Genomic DNA, 16,351 nt, shown 5'->3' with positions numbered 1-16,351 from the left:
GTCAGTACGTCTTGCCGGCAGGTCGCGCGATCATCCCGATCGAAGCAGCCTGGGACTGACGAACAGCACCAGCTTGCCGCGGCGGTAGGCCACGTCACCCCAATCCTTGACGTCAAAGTCGAAGATCGCAAGCCCCGCGGTGGGCAGGTTGTGGCCGAGCGCCTTGGCGCCGTCAGGGTCGCCGCCGCCTATCAACATCAGGGCGACCTCGTGCATGCCGGGGTTGTGGCCGATCAGTAGCAACTGCTTTGGGTCGGCCGGGGCGGTTGCGGTGCGAATGGCTTCCAGGATCTCCGCGGAATCGGCGCCGTAGAGTTCCGGCAGGACCTCGACCTGCGGCACGGGGACGCGGTCCTTCATCGCCTCCCAGGCGATGTCCCAGGTCTGCCGGGCCCGCACGGCATGCGACACCAGCACGGTATCGGGGAAGGGGGGATGGGCGGCGATCCAGTCGCCCATCCGCGCAGCATCCTTGTGGCCGCGCTCGTCGAGCCGGCGGTCCTGGTCACGGCCGCTCGGCGCGTCGGTCTCGGTCTTGGCGTGACGCAGCAGCATCAAACGGCGCATGGCATTCTCGAATCGTTGTGTGTCCAGGATAATCTACGGGCGCGGGTTGGGGATAAGGTGACAAGCGCCCGATCGGTCCTTTAAGAAAACGACATGAGCGAGACTTTCACAAGCGTGTCCCAGGAAGAAGCCGGCGTTCACGACCGCGTGCGGCTGACATTCGATCTCGACGCCGACATCTGCGTCATCGGCGCGGGGCTTGCCGGCCTTTCCATCGCGCTGGAGGCGGCCCGGCTCGGGGCCAGCGTCGCGGTGCTCGAGGGCCGTCATGTCGGTTGGAACGCCTCCGGCAACCAGCTCGGCACCGTGATGCCTGGCTTCGCGCTGCCGCTCGTGGACCTGATCGAGCGCATCGGCTTCGAGGACGCGCGCGAGTTGTGGGCCCTGTCGAAGGAAGGCGCCGAGTTCGTCCGGGCCAACGCCACGGAAGAGAACATGCCGGGAATCGGCCTCAGCGACGGCGTGCTGGAGGTCTCCAACGTCGATGCCGGCGACCGGCTGATCAGCCGGTTGCAGATGCTGAACGAGGATTTCGATACCGAGGTCGAGGGCTGGCAGGCCGATCACGTCCGCGGGCTGCTCAAGACCGACCGCTACTTCCACGGCGTGTATTATCCCAGGGCGTTTCAGGTCGGCGGACGGAAATATGTGCACGGCCTCGCGGCGCTGGCGCGGCGGGCAGGCGCCCGCATCTTCGAGGACACGCCGGTCGTCAGCATCGATCATTCCGGCATCCGCAAGCGCATCGTCACGCCCTCGGCACGGCTGCGGGCAACCCACATCGTGCTCGCCGGCAACATTCATCTCGGCGCGCCGCTGAAGCGCCTTTCGGAGACGCTGCTGCCGGTCTGGCGCTATGCCGGCATCACCGCGCCGCTCGGCGAGCGCCTGCACGAGATCATCGCCTTCAAGGGATCGGTGATGGATTCCGACGGCGTCGACCATTTCCGGATCGTCGACGGCGACCGGCTGATGTGGGAGAGCCCGGAGACCACCTGGGCGGCGCGTCCGCAGCGCTTCGCGGGCGCCGTGAGGCGTCGGATCCGCACGATTTTTCCCGAGCTCGGCAATGTCGAGATCGCCGACATGTTCGGCGGCGTCACAGGCCAGACCGTGCACGGCATGCCGCAGATCGGCCAGTTGCGCAAAGGCCTCTGGGTGGCGAGCGGGTTCGGCCGCCAGGGCATGAACACCTCCGCCATGGCTGGCCAGATGATCGCGCGCAGCATTCTGCGGGGCGATGAGCGCTGGCGGCTGTTCTCGCCGTTCGAGCTGGTCTGGGCGGGCGGCGCCACGGGGCGCGTCGCCGGCCAGCTGGTCGGGATCTGGAGCAGGGCGAGTTCCGCCGTGGCAGGCTCGCTCGCCCGCTATCGCGAACGTGCCAGGGTCAAGGACAGGGAACGCGAGGCCCGCCTCGCCAAAGCCAACCGGGCCGCCGGCACCGGCCCGCGCCGTCCCCCGCCCGGCGTTCGGCCGCGGCCGGTCCCGCCGAGACCTGCGGCCCAAGACATAGAGGAAGAACAGGTCGAACAGGGCAGGGAACCGGCCTCTCACGACGCCGGCATCTCGCGATAAGGCCCAAGAAAAATCCCGCCTGGAAGTGTAACGTCGGCCGTTAGAGCCCGTATCTCAGGGCGTGGACTCCCCGCGCACGGAGAATGAGATGGTTGACCGCCGCATCCTGTTGACGACTGTCGCCGGCCTGTTTGGCCTTTCGGCCTTCCGCTGGCTGAGAGCATCCCCCGCCGAGGCCGGCGAGAAGGCCGCGGAAAAATTCGAGATCGTGAAGACGGAGGCCGAATGGCGTGCCCAGCTCACGCCGCAGCAATATGAGATCCTGCGCAACCACGGCACCGAGCGGCCCGGCTCCAGCCCGCTGCTGAAGGAGCACCGCAAGGGCATCTTCGCCTGCGCCGGCTGCGACCTGCCGCTGTTTGCGTCCGAGACCAAGTTCGAGAGCGGCACCGGATGGCCGAGCTTCTACCAGCCGATCGAGGGCAATGTCGGCAAGACCGAGGACCGCACCTACGGCATGGTCCGCACCGAGGTGCATTGCCGCCGCTGCGGCGGCCACCTCGGCCACGTCTTCGACGACGGTCCGAAGCCGACCGGATTGCGCTATTGCATCGACGGTTTCGGGCTGGTGTTCCACCCCGCGGCGGCGTCCGCGACGTAGGTTTCGCGGGAGTCATTCCGGAGCGATGCGCGAGCATCGAATCCGGAATCTCGAGATTCCGGATTCGGTCCTGCGGACCGCTCCGGAATGACCGAAGGCCCCGGCAATTGTTGCCGGCCCGGCAATTGTGCCCCGGTCGTCCGACCGGGGCCTTTTTGTTTAAGTCATTGATTTCCTGAAGATCCCCGCATTGGCATAGGCCTTGCGACTGTCTCCCCCGACTGCGGCCATGGTCGACCGGCCGCCGGGATCGGATTTGGAGACAAAGTTATGGGTATCTTCGATGCAATGAATACCTCGGTGGGTGGCCTGCAGGCGCAATCGTTCGCGCTGCAGAACATTTCCGGCAACATCGCGAACTCATCCACCACCGGTTACAAGGGCATCGGCACCAGCTTCGTCGACCTCATTCCCGACTCATCCGTTCCGAGCAAGCAGGTCGCAGGCGGCGTGCAGGCCAATGCGAAGGCCACCATCACCACGCAGGGCACGATCTCATCCTCCACCGTCGCCACCAACATGGCGATCACCGGCGACGGCTTCTTCTCGATCCAGAAGGCCAGCGGCGTCGTCGACAACGTACCGGTGTTCACGGGGGTCACCTACTACACGAGGCGTGGCGACTTCCAGCTCAATGCCAACGGCAATCTGGTCAACGGCGCCGGCTATTACCTGATGGGCGTCACGGTCGACCCGAAGACCGGCAACCCGACCGGCAGCGTGGCGAACGTCCTGCAATTCCAGAACAACTTCATTCCGGCGCAGGCGACCACCTCGATCCAGTACGCGGCCAACCTTCCGACGCAGCCGAACACGGTGGCGAAAACCACTGCGTCGACTGGCACCCTGCTCGCAGCCGGCGGTCTCAATCCGTCCGATTTTGCCGCCAACCCGCTGCCGGTCGGCACGCCGCCGGCGCCCTATGCCAATGCGACCGTGTCAGGCGCGGCAGCAACCGGCAACATCCGTTCGGCCTATTCGTCGACGACGGCGACGGGCACGGTTGCGCTCCAGAACAATTCGTCGGCGGTCGCCTCGACGACCACGTCGCTCGACAACGCCGCCGGCACGCATCTCGCCTCCAGCATTCTGACCGCGTTGAGCGGCCAGACGCTGACCATCAACGGCAACACCGTCACGTTCGACGGCGGCACCACGGTCTCGACCGTCGGTAGCAATACGACGATTGGTCTCGGTGCGGGCACGACGGCGACCGTGGCCGATATCCTGAATGCAATTCAGACTGCCGGCGGCGCCGGCGTCACCGCTTCGCTCTCGGTCAGCGGCAATATCCAGATCTCGACCGGCACCGGCACTGACGTCGCGATCGGCAGCGGCACTGCCGCCACCGCGCTCGGCATCAGCAGCGTGACGCGCGGCGGCAACGTGCTGTCCTCGCCCGCGATCTCGGGCGCGACCGTGCTGAGCGGCACTGCGACCGCCGGCGGCGCCCAGGTGCTCACATCCGGCTTCTCCGCAGGCGATACCATCACCGTCAACGGTCAGACGCTGACCTTCATGAACTCGGGCGCCTCGGGACCGAACCAGATCAACATCACCGACAACGTGACGACCCTGCTGGGCAAGATCGACGCGCTCTCCGGCGCCTCGGGGTCTTCGGTCAGCAGCGGCGGCGTGATTACCCTCAACACCGGCACCGTCTCCAACCTCTCGGTGTCGAGCTCCAACAGCGCTGCCTTCTCCGCGCTCGGCTTCACCTCGACCATCACCAAGAATCGCGACGGTGGCGGCACCGCCGGCACCGGCGGCGTGATCGGCAACGACATCGCCACCTTCACCAAGGAATCGATCAGCGGCGGCGCGGTGACTGCCTACAACGCCGCCGGCACGCCGGTGAACCTGCAATTGCGCTGGGCCAAGACCGACAGTGCCTCGCTGGGCGCGGGCCATTCGGATAGCTGGAACCTGTTCTACCAGACCGACCCGAACGCGACCGGCACCACGGTCGGCTGGGTCAACACCGGCCAGACCTTCACCTTTGCCGCCGACGGCTCGCTGACCTCGCCGAGCGGCTCGGGCATCACCATCAACAACGTCACCGTCAGCGGTCAGTCGCTCGGCTCGGTCGCCTTCAACATCTCCTCGGGCGGGCTGACGCAATATGCCAGCACGAGCGGCGCGGTGACCATCAACACCATCACGCAGAACGGCTATGCCGCCGGTCAGCTCCGCTCGGTTGCCGTCAACAACAACGGCGTCGTGGTCGGCACCTTCTCGAACGGCCAGAACCTCAACCTCGCTCAGGTGCAGCTGTCGCATTTCAACGGCACCAACTATCTGAAGGCGCTCGATGGCGGTGCCTATGCTGCGACTGAACAGTCGGGAGACGCCATCGACGGCGCCTCGGGCACCATCAGCGGCTCGTCGCTGGAGGGATCCAACACCGACATCGCCGACGAATTCACCAAGCTGATCGTGACCCAGCAGGCCTATTCGGCCAACACCAAGGTGATCACGACCGCGAATTCGATGGTGCAGGATCTCCTGAACGTGTTGCGCTGATCGGCGCGTGAGGCAACCAAAGGCGGGCCAGTGATATGGGTTTGAGTTCAGCCCTCGCCAGCGCGATGAGCGGCCTGCGTGCCAACCAGGCCGCGCTCTCGATCGTCTCCTCGAACGTCGCGAATTCGCAGACGCCGGGTTACGTCGTCCAGACGCCGAACCAGATCGAGGTCACCACCGGCGACTTCGGCTCGACGGTGATGACCACCGGCGTCAGCCGCGCGCTCGACAGCTACGTGCTGAACCAGCTGCGGACCGAGACCGGCGGCAGCGGTTACGCCGACCAGATGGCCAACATCCTGAAGCAGCTTCAGAATGTCTATGGCACGCCCGGCAACAGCGGCACACTCGAAGACGCGCTGAACAAGTTCACCACGGCGCTTCAGGCGCTTTCGACCAGTTCGGGGGCGTCGTCGGCGCAGACCGTCGCGCTCGGCGCAGCGCAGGCCCTGGCGCAGCAGCTCAACGTCACCACCACGGGCATCCAGTCGCTGCGCTCCAACGTCGAGCAGGATCTCGGCAACTCGGCGCGAGCCGCCAACGCGGCGATGCAGCAGATCGCCGACATCAACACCAGGCTCCAGGGCCTGTCGGTCAACGATCCCTCGGCCGCCACGCTGATGGACCAGCGCGACCAGGCCATCAACACGCTGTCGAAATATGTCGACGTCCGTGTCACCACCGACGGTTCGAACCAGACCAACATCTACACCACGACCGGTATTCAGCTCGTCGGCGCCGGGCTGGCCTCGGAATTCTCCTTTGCCTCCGCCGGCGCGCTGTCGGCGACCTCGCTTTACAACATCGACCCGGCCAAGTCCGGCGTCGGCGCGTTCAACATCAAGCTGCCGAACGGTTCGCAAGTGGACGTCGTCGCCAACAACGTGGTGTCGTCCGGCCAGATCGCGGCCGACCTGAAGCTGCGCGACCAGACCCTGGTGCAGGCGCAGGACCAGATCGACCAGCTCGCCGCCACGATGGCGAGCGCGCTGTCCGACAAGACCACGGCCGGAAGCACGGTCACCGGCCCGCCGGCCGGGTTCGATCTCGACCTTGCCGGCGCGGCGCCGGGCAACACCGTCAACATCACCTACACGGACACGGCCACCAACACCCAGCGCCAGATCACGCTGGTCAACGTGACCGATCCGGCCGCGCTACCGCTTCAGAACGCAACGAACGCCAATCCGATGCGGATCGGCGTCAACTTCTCCGGCGGCATGGGAGCAATCGCCTCCGCGCTCAACACCGCGCTGTCGGGCACGCATCTGTCGTTCTCCGCCGCCCCTGCGCCGGCGACCGCCACGACGCTGCGGGTGACCGACGACAACACCGGCCTCACCAAAGTGAACTCGGCGTCGACCACGAAGACGATCACGTCGCTGACCTCGGGCAATCCGCAGCTGCCGCTGTTCACCGACGGCGGCCAGGCGCTCTACACCGGCGCGATCACGGCGTCCGGCTCGCAGATGACCGGCTTTGCGGGGCGCATCGCCGTGAACACGCAGCTGGTTTCCGATCCGAGCCGGCTGTCGGTCTACAACACCTCGCCGGTGACGCCCGCGGGCGACACCACGCGCTCGGATTATCTCTATTCGCAGCTCACCAATGCGGTGTTCTCCTATTCGCCGCAGACCGGCCTCGGCTCGGCGAACCAGCCCTTCACCGGCAGCGTCTCGAACTACCTCCAGCAGTTCCTGAGCGTCCAGGCCAACGCCGCCACCCAGGCGACCCAGCTCCAGCAGGGCCAGAGCGTCGTGGTCTCGACGCTCCAGGCCAAGTTCAACTCGACCTCCAGCGTCAACCTGGACTCGGAGATGTCGAACCTGATCCAGCTGCAGAATGCCTACGCCGCCAACGCCCACGTCATGTCGGTGGTGCAGAGCATGATGAACACGTTGCTCCAGGCTCAAGTGTAACAAGTAACAGGGCTCTGAAAGATGTCGATCAGCAGCATCAACTACTCTTCGTCGATTCTCGGCGCACAGATCCGCAACATCAATCAGCAGCTCACCGACCTGTCGACCCAGCTTTCGACCGGCAAGCTGTCGCAGAACTATTCCGGCATGGGCACCAACGAGGGCTTTGCGATCGCCGGGCGCGCGCAGCTCTCCAACATCGCCGGCTATACCGACACGATCACCAACGTCAACGTCAGCATCAACCTCGCCAATACCGCGCTGCAGTCGCTGACGAAGATCCGCAACACGGTGCAGACGGGCTCGGCCAACACTGCGCAGGACCTCAACGTCAACGGCCAGACGATCGCGCAGAACACTGCCGCGGCGCAATTCGGCTCGATGGTCGGCGTCCTCAACATCCAGACCGGCAGCCGCTATCTGTTCTCCGGGACGGCCGTCAACACGCAGTCGGTTGCGGATGCCGGCGACATCATCAACGGCACCACGACGCAGGCCGGCTTCAAGACCGTCATGGCGGAGCGCCAGGCCGCCGACTTAGGGGCCAACGGCATGGGGCGGCTGGTGCAGACGCAGCCGACGCCGAGCTCCGTGCAGGTCTCGGAAGACGTTGCCGGGTCGCCGTTTGGGCTCAAGATCAAGGCGGTGTCCTCGACGCTGACGGGCGCGACCGTTACCGGCCCGAGCGGCTCGCCGGTGTCGTTCTCGGTCGATCTCAACGGTGTCAACCCGAACGACGGCGACAAGCTCAGCATTCAGTTCACCCTGCCGGACGGCACCACCGAGCAGATCGACTTGACGGCGTCCTCGGCGACGCCGACGCCGCTCGGCAGCTTCGCGATCGATGCGAGCACCCCGGTCAACCCCGACAACACCGCCGCGAACCTCAACACGGCGCTGAACACCGCGATCCAGAAGCTCGCCAACACCTCGCTGGTGGCGGCGTCGGCGATCGTCGCGGGCGACAATCTCTTCAACACCGCGAGCTCCGCTATCGGCACGCCCGTGAACAACCAGGCCGCGACGCCGGCGCCGATCAGCGGCGCGACGGCGCTATCAGGCGCGAGCCCCTCGGACTCGATCTCGCCGGGCTTCGTGGCGGGCGATACCATCACCGTCAACGGCACCACGCTGACCTTCGTGGCCTCGGGCGCGACCGGCAACCAGCTCAACGTCGGCGACAGCGTTCAGACCCTGCTGAGCAAGATCGACGCGATCACCGGGACGTCGAAGCCCTCGACGGTCCATGGCGGCTCGATCACGATCAACACCGACGATGCGGCGAGCCTCAACATCACGACGTCGAACACCGGCGCGCTCAGCGCGCTCGGGTTCAGCGCAACGCCGGTGACCGCCACGCAGCCGCCGCTGCGTGTCGGCTCCTCGCCCGCGAGCTCGGCCACCACGCTGGTGAACGGCTCGGCCAATACGGTGAAATGGTATCTGGGCAACGATGGGCCCGGCTCGCCGCGCTCGACCGCGATGGCGCGGGTCGACGATGCCGTGACGGTGCAGTATGGCGCCCAGGCGAACGAGGATGCGATCCGCCGGCAGTTGCAGGCGATCGCGGTGTTCGGGACCTTCTCGACCTCGCCGACCGGACAGTACTCGGGCGGGCAGGTGTCGGCGCTGAGCCTGCGGGTGACGCAGGCGCTGACGCAGCAGCCCGGCCAGCAGCGCATCGAGGACATCCAGACCGACATCGCGATGGCCCAGAACACGATGAAGGACGCGACCACGCGCCAGACCCAGGCCAAGGCGCAGCTGCAGGGCATCATAGACCAGGCGGAATCGGCCTCGCCGGACCAGGTCGCGAGCGAGCTCCTGGCACTCCAGAACGCCCTCCAGGCATCCTACCAGGTGACCTCGAACCTCGCGCAGCTGTCGCTCGTCAAGTTCCTGTAAGGGGACGTTAAGGCGCCGTTAACCATGCCTGTTTACCTCTTGGTGAGGATCGGAGCGGGGCGGGGCAGTCGATGTCGGACAGGATGCAGCTGGTGGTGGCAACGCCGTGCTTCGGCGGGCAGGTGTCGAGCATCTATGCGAGTTCGATCTTCGCGCTGCAGCGCGCCGTGCACGGCATGTCCAATCTCGAGCTCAAGGTGCACCTGCGCGACGGCGACGCGCTGATCACCCGCGCGCGGGCCAATTTGGTCGCGATGTTTCTGGACGACCCCAGGGCGACGCATTTCCTGTTCATCGATGCCGATATCGGGTTCAGGCCGGAGCAGGTGTTCCGGCTGATCGAATGCGGCGCGGACGTCGTCGCCGGCTGCTATCCGATCAAGCGGGTCAACTGGGACAAGGCCGCGCGTGCGATCCAGTCCGGTCGGGCCGACGTGCCGGCCGCCTCGCTGGACTACGTGCTCGAGATCGAAGATCCCGACCGTATCGTCGTGGTCAACGGCTTCACCCGCGTGCGCTACGCCGGCACCGGCTTCCTGATGATCCGGCGCCACGTGCTGGAGGCGATGTGCCGCCATCCGGCCTATGCGAACCTGCAATTCTTCCGCGAACATTCGCACGATACGCTGACGGCGAGTCAGAACCGGTTCGCGCTGTTCGAATGCATGATCGACCCGGCGACCGGCACGTATCTTTCCGAGGATTTCGCCTTCTGCAAGCGCTGGACCGACATCGGCGGCGAGATCTGGGCCGACATTCAGAGCTCGCTCGACCACGTCGGGCCGTCGGTGTTCCGCGGCGATATCGCCTCGCAATTCGCAGCCGTGCCCGCGGCGGCGGCCGATGCCGCAGCGTGAGGCTGCCGGGATGAGCGGCGGCGCATCCCGTTGGTCAGAACCGGAACACGCGTCCGACGGCGGTTCGCGCTATCGCCTGCGTGATCTCTTCACGCCGCTCGACACGCTGCTCGTCTCCGGCGGAGATCCGCGGCTCGCGCTCGATCCCGAGGATCGCGTCAACGCCTATGGATGCGCGGCTTCGCCGGAGCCGGAGATCTGGAATTTCGCCTCCTCGACCGCATCGACGATCTCGCAAGGCGCCTATGACCGCGCCGCGCAGGCGCGTGAAGAGCTGATGCACAAGTGCCTGTTCGACGAGGTCGAGGTCGCTTTCGACGCGCGTTGCGAGGACATGCGCGACGAGCTGCGCCGCCATCTCCAGCTCTCGCCGCGTGTCGACGTGGTGTTCTCGCCGTCCGGCACGGACTCCCAGCTCCATGCCCTGTTCCTGGCACGGACGATTCTCGGCGCGCGGCCGTTGACGATCGTGGTCGGCGCCGACCAGACGGGAAGCGGGACGATCCATACTGCCCGCGGACACCATTTCAGCTCCATGACGGCGAGCGGTGTTGCGGTTCGCAAGGACGGAGCGGTTGCCGGGCTCGCCGGCGCCAGCCTTGCGTTGCCACTGCGCGAGGCCGCACCCGGGATCGCGATGCGCGCAGACACCGATGCCGCGGTGCTGCATGCGATCGAGGCTGCAATTGCGCAAGGCGCGCCCGTGCTGCTCCAGATCATGGATTCCTCGAAGCTCGGATGGCGTGCGCCGAACGCGGCCTGCCTCGACGAGATCGCGCGGCGCTGGCCGCGCCAGGTTCAAATCGTCGTCGATGCCTGCCAGGCCCGGCTCGGCCGCCGCCGGCTGCGCTCTTATCTCGACCGCGGCTATATGGTGCTGATCACCGGCTCGAAATTCTTCGGCGGGCCTGCCTTCAGCGGCGCGCTGCTGGTGCCGAAGGGCCTTTCGCGCTCGCTCGACCGGGGTGAGGGGATCGCGCCTGCCATCTTCGACTACGCCGGCCGTTGCGATTGGCCGGTGGCCTGGACGGCGCTGCGTTCGCGCTACGAGCGCCGTCCGAATTTCGGTCAATGGCTGCGCTGGGAGGCTGCGCTGGCCGAGATCGGCAGCTATTACGCCGTGCCCGCGGTTTCCCGCGCCGAGATGCTCGCCGAGCTCGGCGCCGGCATCGACGGCATGCTCGCCTTGTCGCCGTCGCTTCGCTCTGTCCCAACTCCAACCGCGATCACCACGGCCGACGCGGACGACGAGGAATTCGCGCAAGCCACGATCTTTCCGTTCACGCTGCTGCGCGACGGCAAGCCGGTCTCGATCGCCGAGACCTGGGCCATTCACCGTGCGCTGGCGCGTGACATGAGCGAAGAGATCAGCGGCAGCACGGCGGACCGAGAGATCGCCGCGCAGCGCTGCCTGGTCGGCCAGCCGGTCCGGCTGGAGCGGGAGGATGAGACGCCGCAGGCCGTGCTGCGCCTCTGCGTCGGCGCACGGCTCGTGACCGAAGCCTGGTCGCCGGACATGGCGAAGGCGCGACGCAATGTGCAGCACGTTCTCGACCGCATCGCCCATGTCCTGGTGAAGATCGAGCTGCTGCTCGACCGTGGTGCAGCGGCGACCGTGCCGGTCAAGTCCGCATTCGAGGTGTGAAATGCAGCATCCAGTTTCTGCGCCGATCGGCTTGACTGCGGCGAGCTATGCCGACCGCATCGGCTTTGCGCAGCTGACGCGCCAGGCCTTCGAAGGCGTCGATCTGCATCCGTTGCGCGACCAGCTCGTGGCGCGGATCGCGGCGGGGATCGCGCTGGCGGGCGAAGGGCTGGATCTCTCCTTGATCACTCAGCTTCTGGGCGACAAGGATCAGGGGCTTGCGATCCAGTCCGAAGTGCTGACCTTCCATCAACTCTTCCGTACGCCCAGCGCGGCTCCGCAGCCCGGCTTGCGCGTGCTCGCGCTTGCGGCCGACATCGACATGGGTGGCAACACGCCGATCGATTTCCTGCTCGAAGGCTCCGACATCGAGCTGCTGACACTCTATGTGGTCAAGGGCGTCGGTCTGCCGGAAACCTTGCCCGAGCACGACGTCGCCATCGTGGTCGCGTCCGATTCCGAGGAATGCCGCGAGGCGCTCGCGCTGATCGAAAAGGCCGCGCCGCACTGGCCGCGGCCGCTGCTCAATCGGCCCGATCGCATCGGCAATCTCGATCGCGACAAGCTGTATCGGCTGCTGGCTGGTGTGCCGGGTCTGGACATTCCCGCGACCATCCACGCGACGCGCGCGCAATTGTCCGATCTCGCCCAGGACCGGATCGCCTGCGAGGACATCGCGGGCGAATTGCACTTTCCGATCATCGCGCGGCCGCGCGGCTCGCATGCCGGCGTCGGGCTCGCGAAGCTCGACGATGCGGCGGCGCTCGCGGCCTACCTCGCCGAGCGCAAGGAGCAGGACTTCTTCGTCGCGCGCTTCGTCGACTATGTGAGCCCCGACGGGCTCTACCGCAAATATCGCCTCGCCATGATCGACGGCAAACCCTACGCCTGCCACATGGCGATCGCCGACCGCTGGGACATCTGGTATCTCAACGCCTACATGGCATTCAGCGAGGAGAAGCGCGCCGAGGAAGCCGTTTTCATGCGCGACTTCGACAGCGACTTCGCCGAGCGCCACAGGAGCGCGCTCGACGAGATGAGCCGGCGCGTCGGCCTCGATTATTTCATCGTCGATTGCGCCGAGAACGAGAGGCGTGAGCTTCTGGTGTTCGAGGCCGACAACACCGCCGTCGTGCACAACATGGATTCGCCAGCCGTGTTTCCTTACAAGCCGCCGCAGATGCGCAAGATCTTTGCCGCGTTCACGGCGATGCTGTCGCGGCACGCAAGGACGGGCGAAGGGAGCGCAGCATGAACGAGATCATCCGCAACACGCAAAGCGCCGTCACGAGCACCTCGCTCGATCCGCAGGACTGGAGCGAGTTTCGCGCGCTCGCCCATCGCATGCTGGACGAGACGATCGACGGCATCGCCAACGTTCGGGCGCGGCCAGTCTGGCAGCCGATCCCCGAAGACGTCCGTGCGGCATTCAGGGCCGACCTGCCGCGCGAGGCGAGCGACCTCGCCGACGTCTATCGCGAATTCGCCGAGCATGTCGCGCCCTATGCGACCGGCAACGTCCATCCCGGCTTCATGGGCTGGGTGCATGGCGGCGGCACCGCGGTCGGCATGCTCGCGGAAATGCTTGCGGCAGGCCTCAACGCCAATCTCGGCGGGCGCGACCACATGCCGATCGAGGTCGAGCGCCAGATCGTCGACTGGATGCGCCGCCTGTTCGCCTTCCCCGACAGCGCGAGCGGCATCTTCGTTACGGGCACGTCGATGGCCAATCTGATGGCGGTGCTAGTGGCGCGCACGAGTGCGCTCGGCACGCTGGCGCGGCAGCACGGCATCGGCAATGACGGTGCGCTGCTCACGGCCTACACCTCGCGGGCGGCGCATGGCTGCGTCTCCAGGGCGATGGATATTGCCGGGCTCGGCACCGATGCGCTGCGCAAGATCGATGTCGATGCCGATCATCGCATCGACGTCGCCGCGCTGCGCGCGCAGATTGCCGTTGATCGCGAGGTCGGCTTCAAGCCTTTCCTGGTGGTCGCGTCCGCCGGCACGGTCGATATCGGCGCGATCGACGACCTCGGGGCGATCGCGGAGCTGTGCCGCGAGGAAGGAATCTGGTTTCACGTCGACGGCGCCTTCGGTGCGCTCGCCATCCTGTCGCCCGAGCTTGCGCCGCTGCTCGGCGGCATCGAGCTCGCGGATTCGATCGCGCTCGACTTCCACAAATGGGGACAGGTGCCGTACGATGCCGGTTTCCTGCTGGTGCGCGACGGCGAGCGGCATCGGCAGCCCTTTGCGCAGCCGGCGGCCTATTTGCGCCGCGAGGCGAGGGGGCTTGCGGCGGGCGCGGTCTGGCCCTGCGATCTCGGCCCCGATCTGTCGCGGGGCTTCCGTGCGCTGAAGACGTGGTTCACGCTGAAGACCTTCGGCACCGATCGGCTTGGTGCGGCGATCGCGCGAAGCTGTGCGCTGGCGAAATATCTGGAGGCGCGCGTGTTGGCCGAACCTCGGCTGGAATTGCTGGCGCCGGTCAATCTCAACATCGTCTGCTTCCGCTACCGTGCCGATGATGCGGTCAATCGCGAGATCGTCGCCGACGTCCAGGAGTCCGGCGTCGCAGCGCCGTCGAGCACGACGCTGGACGGCAGGCTCGCGATCCGCGCCGCGATCGTCAATCACCGCACCGAGGAAGCGGACGTCGATGCGCTGCTCGCGGCCGTGCTGGAGTTCGGCGAACGGCGGAGCCGTGGCGGACTGATCGAGGTCGAGGCGCCGCCGCTCGCGGCGCAGTAGCATCGATGCGTGCCTGAAACGACGACGGCCCCGGAGGCGATCCGGGGCCGTCGTCGTTTGCGCGGCCTGGGCGCGCGAAAGCATGTGGTCAGGCGGCAGAGCTCACGTCGGCCTTGTCCGCTTCGGTCTTGGGATGCGCGGCCGCGTACTGATCCCGCAGCTTCTCTTCATAGGCAATCAGCTTGCGGGCGTCCTTCAGCGCCCGGTAGAGGTCGCCATTCAGGATGTTGTTGTTGATGCCTTCGATGATCGGCCAGGAGCTCGGCACCGCAGTGACGATGTCGCGCACCAGGTTGAAATAGGTGCCGTGCTGGGTCTGCGGATCCGGTGAGATGTACATGAGCTGGACCGCAAGATAGACGAGCTTGGCGGGCGTATTGGCGGTCTCCGGCGTGAGGATGTCGCGCTCGCGCAGGATCGGCACGTTGTCGCCGTCGATCAGGAGACGGGCGCGCTGGTCCGTGTTGGTAATCACGCAGTTACCGACGATGATGCGTTCGTGCGGTCTGAGCTCGACCTTGAGGGCCATGCCTGTTCTCCATCAACGCTTTCGTAACCGAGCGTTCGTTGCGGCTCATCAAGGCCTGATTCTCGCCCGGAATTAGTTAACGAGTTCTAAATCTCCGGCATTCGCGAGAAAAAGCTCAATCTTCCCAACGCCATGTCTGTCCGGCGGTGTGGCGATGTGCACGGCTTCGGCGCCCCGAATCACGCGTGACCCAGCAAAAGCGCGGGTTTCATTTCATGCTTCGTTAGAAGTCTCGGCGCCACGGTCCGCCGGTCGCTGGGTCAATCTCGATCCAAGCAGACGCGTAACAGTAGCGTCGTTTACCAGAAAGGTAACAGAGTCATGTCCGGTATCGTTCTCTCTGCATCGGTTCGTCAGAACCTGCTCTCCCTCCAGTCCACCGCTGACCTCCTCGCCACCACGCAGAATCGTCTGTCGACCGGCAAGAGCGTCAACTCGGCGCTGGACAATCCCACCAACTTCTTCACCGCCCAGTCGCTCGACAACCGCGCCAGCGACATCAACAACCTGCTCGACGGCATCGCCAACGGCGTGCAGGTGCTGCAGGCTGCCAACACCGGCATCACCTCGCTGCAGAAGCTGATCGACAGCGCCAAGTCGATCGCCAACCAGGCGCTGCAGACCACCGTCGGCTATTCCACCAAATCCAACGTCTCGACCACGGTCGCGGGCGCGACTGCGGCGGACCTGCGCGGCACGACCTCGTATGCCAGCAACACGGCGCTCAGCAGCGTGCTGTACAGCGGCGCTCCCGGCGGCACGACCGCTGCGACGGGCACGACGACTCTCGGCGCGACCCAGGGCACGTTCTCGAACACGGTGGCCGCGAACGCCGCCGACGGCACCACCGCTGTGACCGGCACGATGACCCTGATCGGCACCACCGCCGCCACCAAGATCGGCACGGCTCCCGCCGACGGCGACACGCTGACCGTCAACGGCAAGACCATCACCTTCCGTTCCGGCTCGGCTCCGCTCGCGGCCGCGGTCCCGACCGGCTCGGGCGTCAGCGGCAATCTCGTGACCGACGGCAGCGGCAACACCACCGTCTATCTCGGCACCGCCGCCACCCCGGCCGCGACCGTCAACGACGTGCTGACGGCGATCGACCTCGCCAGCGGCGTGCAGACCTCGACGATCACCAACGGTGCTGCGACCATCGGCGCTGCCTCCGCTGCGACGCCATCGTCGATTGCCGCAGGCATCGTGACGCTGAAGAGTTCGGCGGGTGCGGACGTGTCCGTGACCGGCAAGGCCGACCTGCTCAAGGCGTTTGGCCTGACCACCGCGACGGGTGGCGGCAACGCCACGGCGACGGCGACCCGCACGACCAGCTCGACCTCGCTGGGCGCTCTGATCACGGACGGTTCGACGCTGAATGTCAACGGTAAGGTCATCACCTTCAAGAACGCGCCGGTCCCGGGCTCGGCCAACGCCCCGGCGATCCCGACCGGCTTCGGCGTCAGCGGTAACGTCCTC

The 16,351-nt window shown here is 66.3% G+C and carries 12 protein-coding genes; 10 read left to right on the top strand and 2 right to left on the bottom strand.

The window, feature by feature from the left end:
- Positions 1-30: 30 nt before the first annotated feature.
- Positions 31-567, bottom strand: a complete 537-nt coding sequence (locus tag EDE08_RS30995) for a SixA phosphatase family protein (RefSeq protein ID WP_131872836.1) — start codon at positions 565-567, stop codon at positions 31-33.
- 93 nt (positions 568-660) lie between these two features.
- Between EDE08_RS30995 and EDE08_RS30990 the strand changes: the two genes are divergently transcribed.
- The 9 genes from EDE08_RS30990 to EDE08_RS30950 all read left to right on the top strand — a co-directional run bounded on the left by EDE08_RS30990 (position 661) and on the right by EDE08_RS30950 (position 14,343).
- Positions 661-2,142 carry an NAD(P)/FAD-dependent oxidoreductase gene (locus EDE08_RS30990; protein WP_131872834.1) on the top strand — a complete coding sequence of 494 codons (1,482 nt, stop codon included), beginning with the start codon at positions 661-663 and terminating at the stop codon, positions 2,140-2,142.
- 88 nt (positions 2,143-2,230) lie between these two features.
- Entirely contained in the window at positions 2,231-2,743 is a 513-nt protein-coding gene (gene msrB / locus EDE08_RS30985; RefSeq protein ID WP_035671899.1) for a peptide-methionine (R)-S-oxide reductase MsrB, read from the top strand.
- A gap of 270 nt (positions 2,744-3,013) precedes the next feature.
- Positions 3,014-5,266, top strand: a complete 2,253-nt coding sequence (locus EDE08_RS30980) for a flagellar hook-basal body complex protein (protein ID WP_131872832.1) — start codon at positions 3,014-3,016, stop codon at positions 5,264-5,266.
- A gap of 35 nt (positions 5,267-5,301) precedes the next feature.
- Positions 5,302-7,185 (top strand): flagellar hook-associated protein FlgK, encoded by a 1,884-nt coding sequence (gene flgK, locus EDE08_RS30975; protein WP_131872830.1) that lies wholly within the window; start codon positions 5,302-5,304, stop codon positions 7,183-7,185.
- Positions 7,186-7,206: 21 nt separating this feature from the next.
- Complete coding sequence (locus EDE08_RS30970) at positions 7,207-9,090, top strand: flagellar protein (protein WP_131872828.1); 1,884 nt, start codon at positions 7,207-7,209, stop codon at positions 9,088-9,090.
- A gap of 71 nt (positions 9,091-9,161) precedes the next feature.
- On the top strand, positions 9,162-9,947 hold the full coding sequence (locus EDE08_RS30965) for a hypothetical protein (protein ID WP_131872826.1): 786 nt from the start codon (positions 9,162-9,164) through the stop codon (positions 9,945-9,947).
- A 10-nt stretch (positions 9,948-9,957) separates the two neighbouring features.
- Entirely contained in the window at positions 9,958-11,592 is a 1,635-nt protein-coding gene (locus tag EDE08_RS30960) for a hypothetical protein (RefSeq protein ID WP_207913145.1), read from the top strand.
- A 1-nt stretch (position 11,593) separates the two neighbouring features.
- The gene (locus EDE08_RS30955; protein WP_131872822.1) at positions 11,594-12,847 is read left to right on the top strand and encodes an ATP-grasp domain-containing protein; all 1,254 of its coding nucleotides are present in this window, start codon (positions 11,594-11,596) and stop codon (positions 12,845-12,847) included.
- Positions 12,844-14,343 (top strand): pyridoxal phosphate-dependent decarboxylase family protein, encoded by a 1,500-nt coding sequence (locus EDE08_RS30950; RefSeq protein WP_131872820.1) that lies wholly within the window; start codon positions 12,844-12,846, stop codon positions 14,341-14,343. The genes EDE08_RS30955 and EDE08_RS30950 overlap by 4 nt, the downstream gene beginning before the upstream one ends.
- 88 nt (positions 14,344-14,431) lie before the next feature.
- On the opposite strand, the gene flbT is transcribed toward EDE08_RS30950, so the two are convergent.
- The gene (gene flbT, locus EDE08_RS30945; RefSeq protein WP_131872818.1) at positions 14,432-14,872 is read right to left on the bottom strand and encodes a flagellar biosynthesis repressor FlbT; all 441 of its coding nucleotides are present in this window, start codon (positions 14,870-14,872) and stop codon (positions 14,432-14,434) included.
- A gap of 321 nt (positions 14,873-15,193) precedes the next feature.
- Between flbT and EDE08_RS30940 the strand changes: the two genes are divergently transcribed.
- A partial coding sequence (locus tag EDE08_RS30940) for a DUF1522 domain-containing protein (protein WP_131872816.1) occupies positions 15,194-16,351 on the top strand: 1,158 nt, incomplete at its 3' end.

Source organism: Bradyrhizobium sp. R2.2-H, assembly GCF_004346455.1.
GTDB lineage: Bacteria > Pseudomonadota > Alphaproteobacteria > Rhizobiales > Xanthobacteraceae > Bradyrhizobium > Bradyrhizobium diversitatis.
The sequence above is the reverse complement of the archived record's forward strand: the minus strand, read 5'-3'. Positions and strand labels throughout refer to the sequence as shown.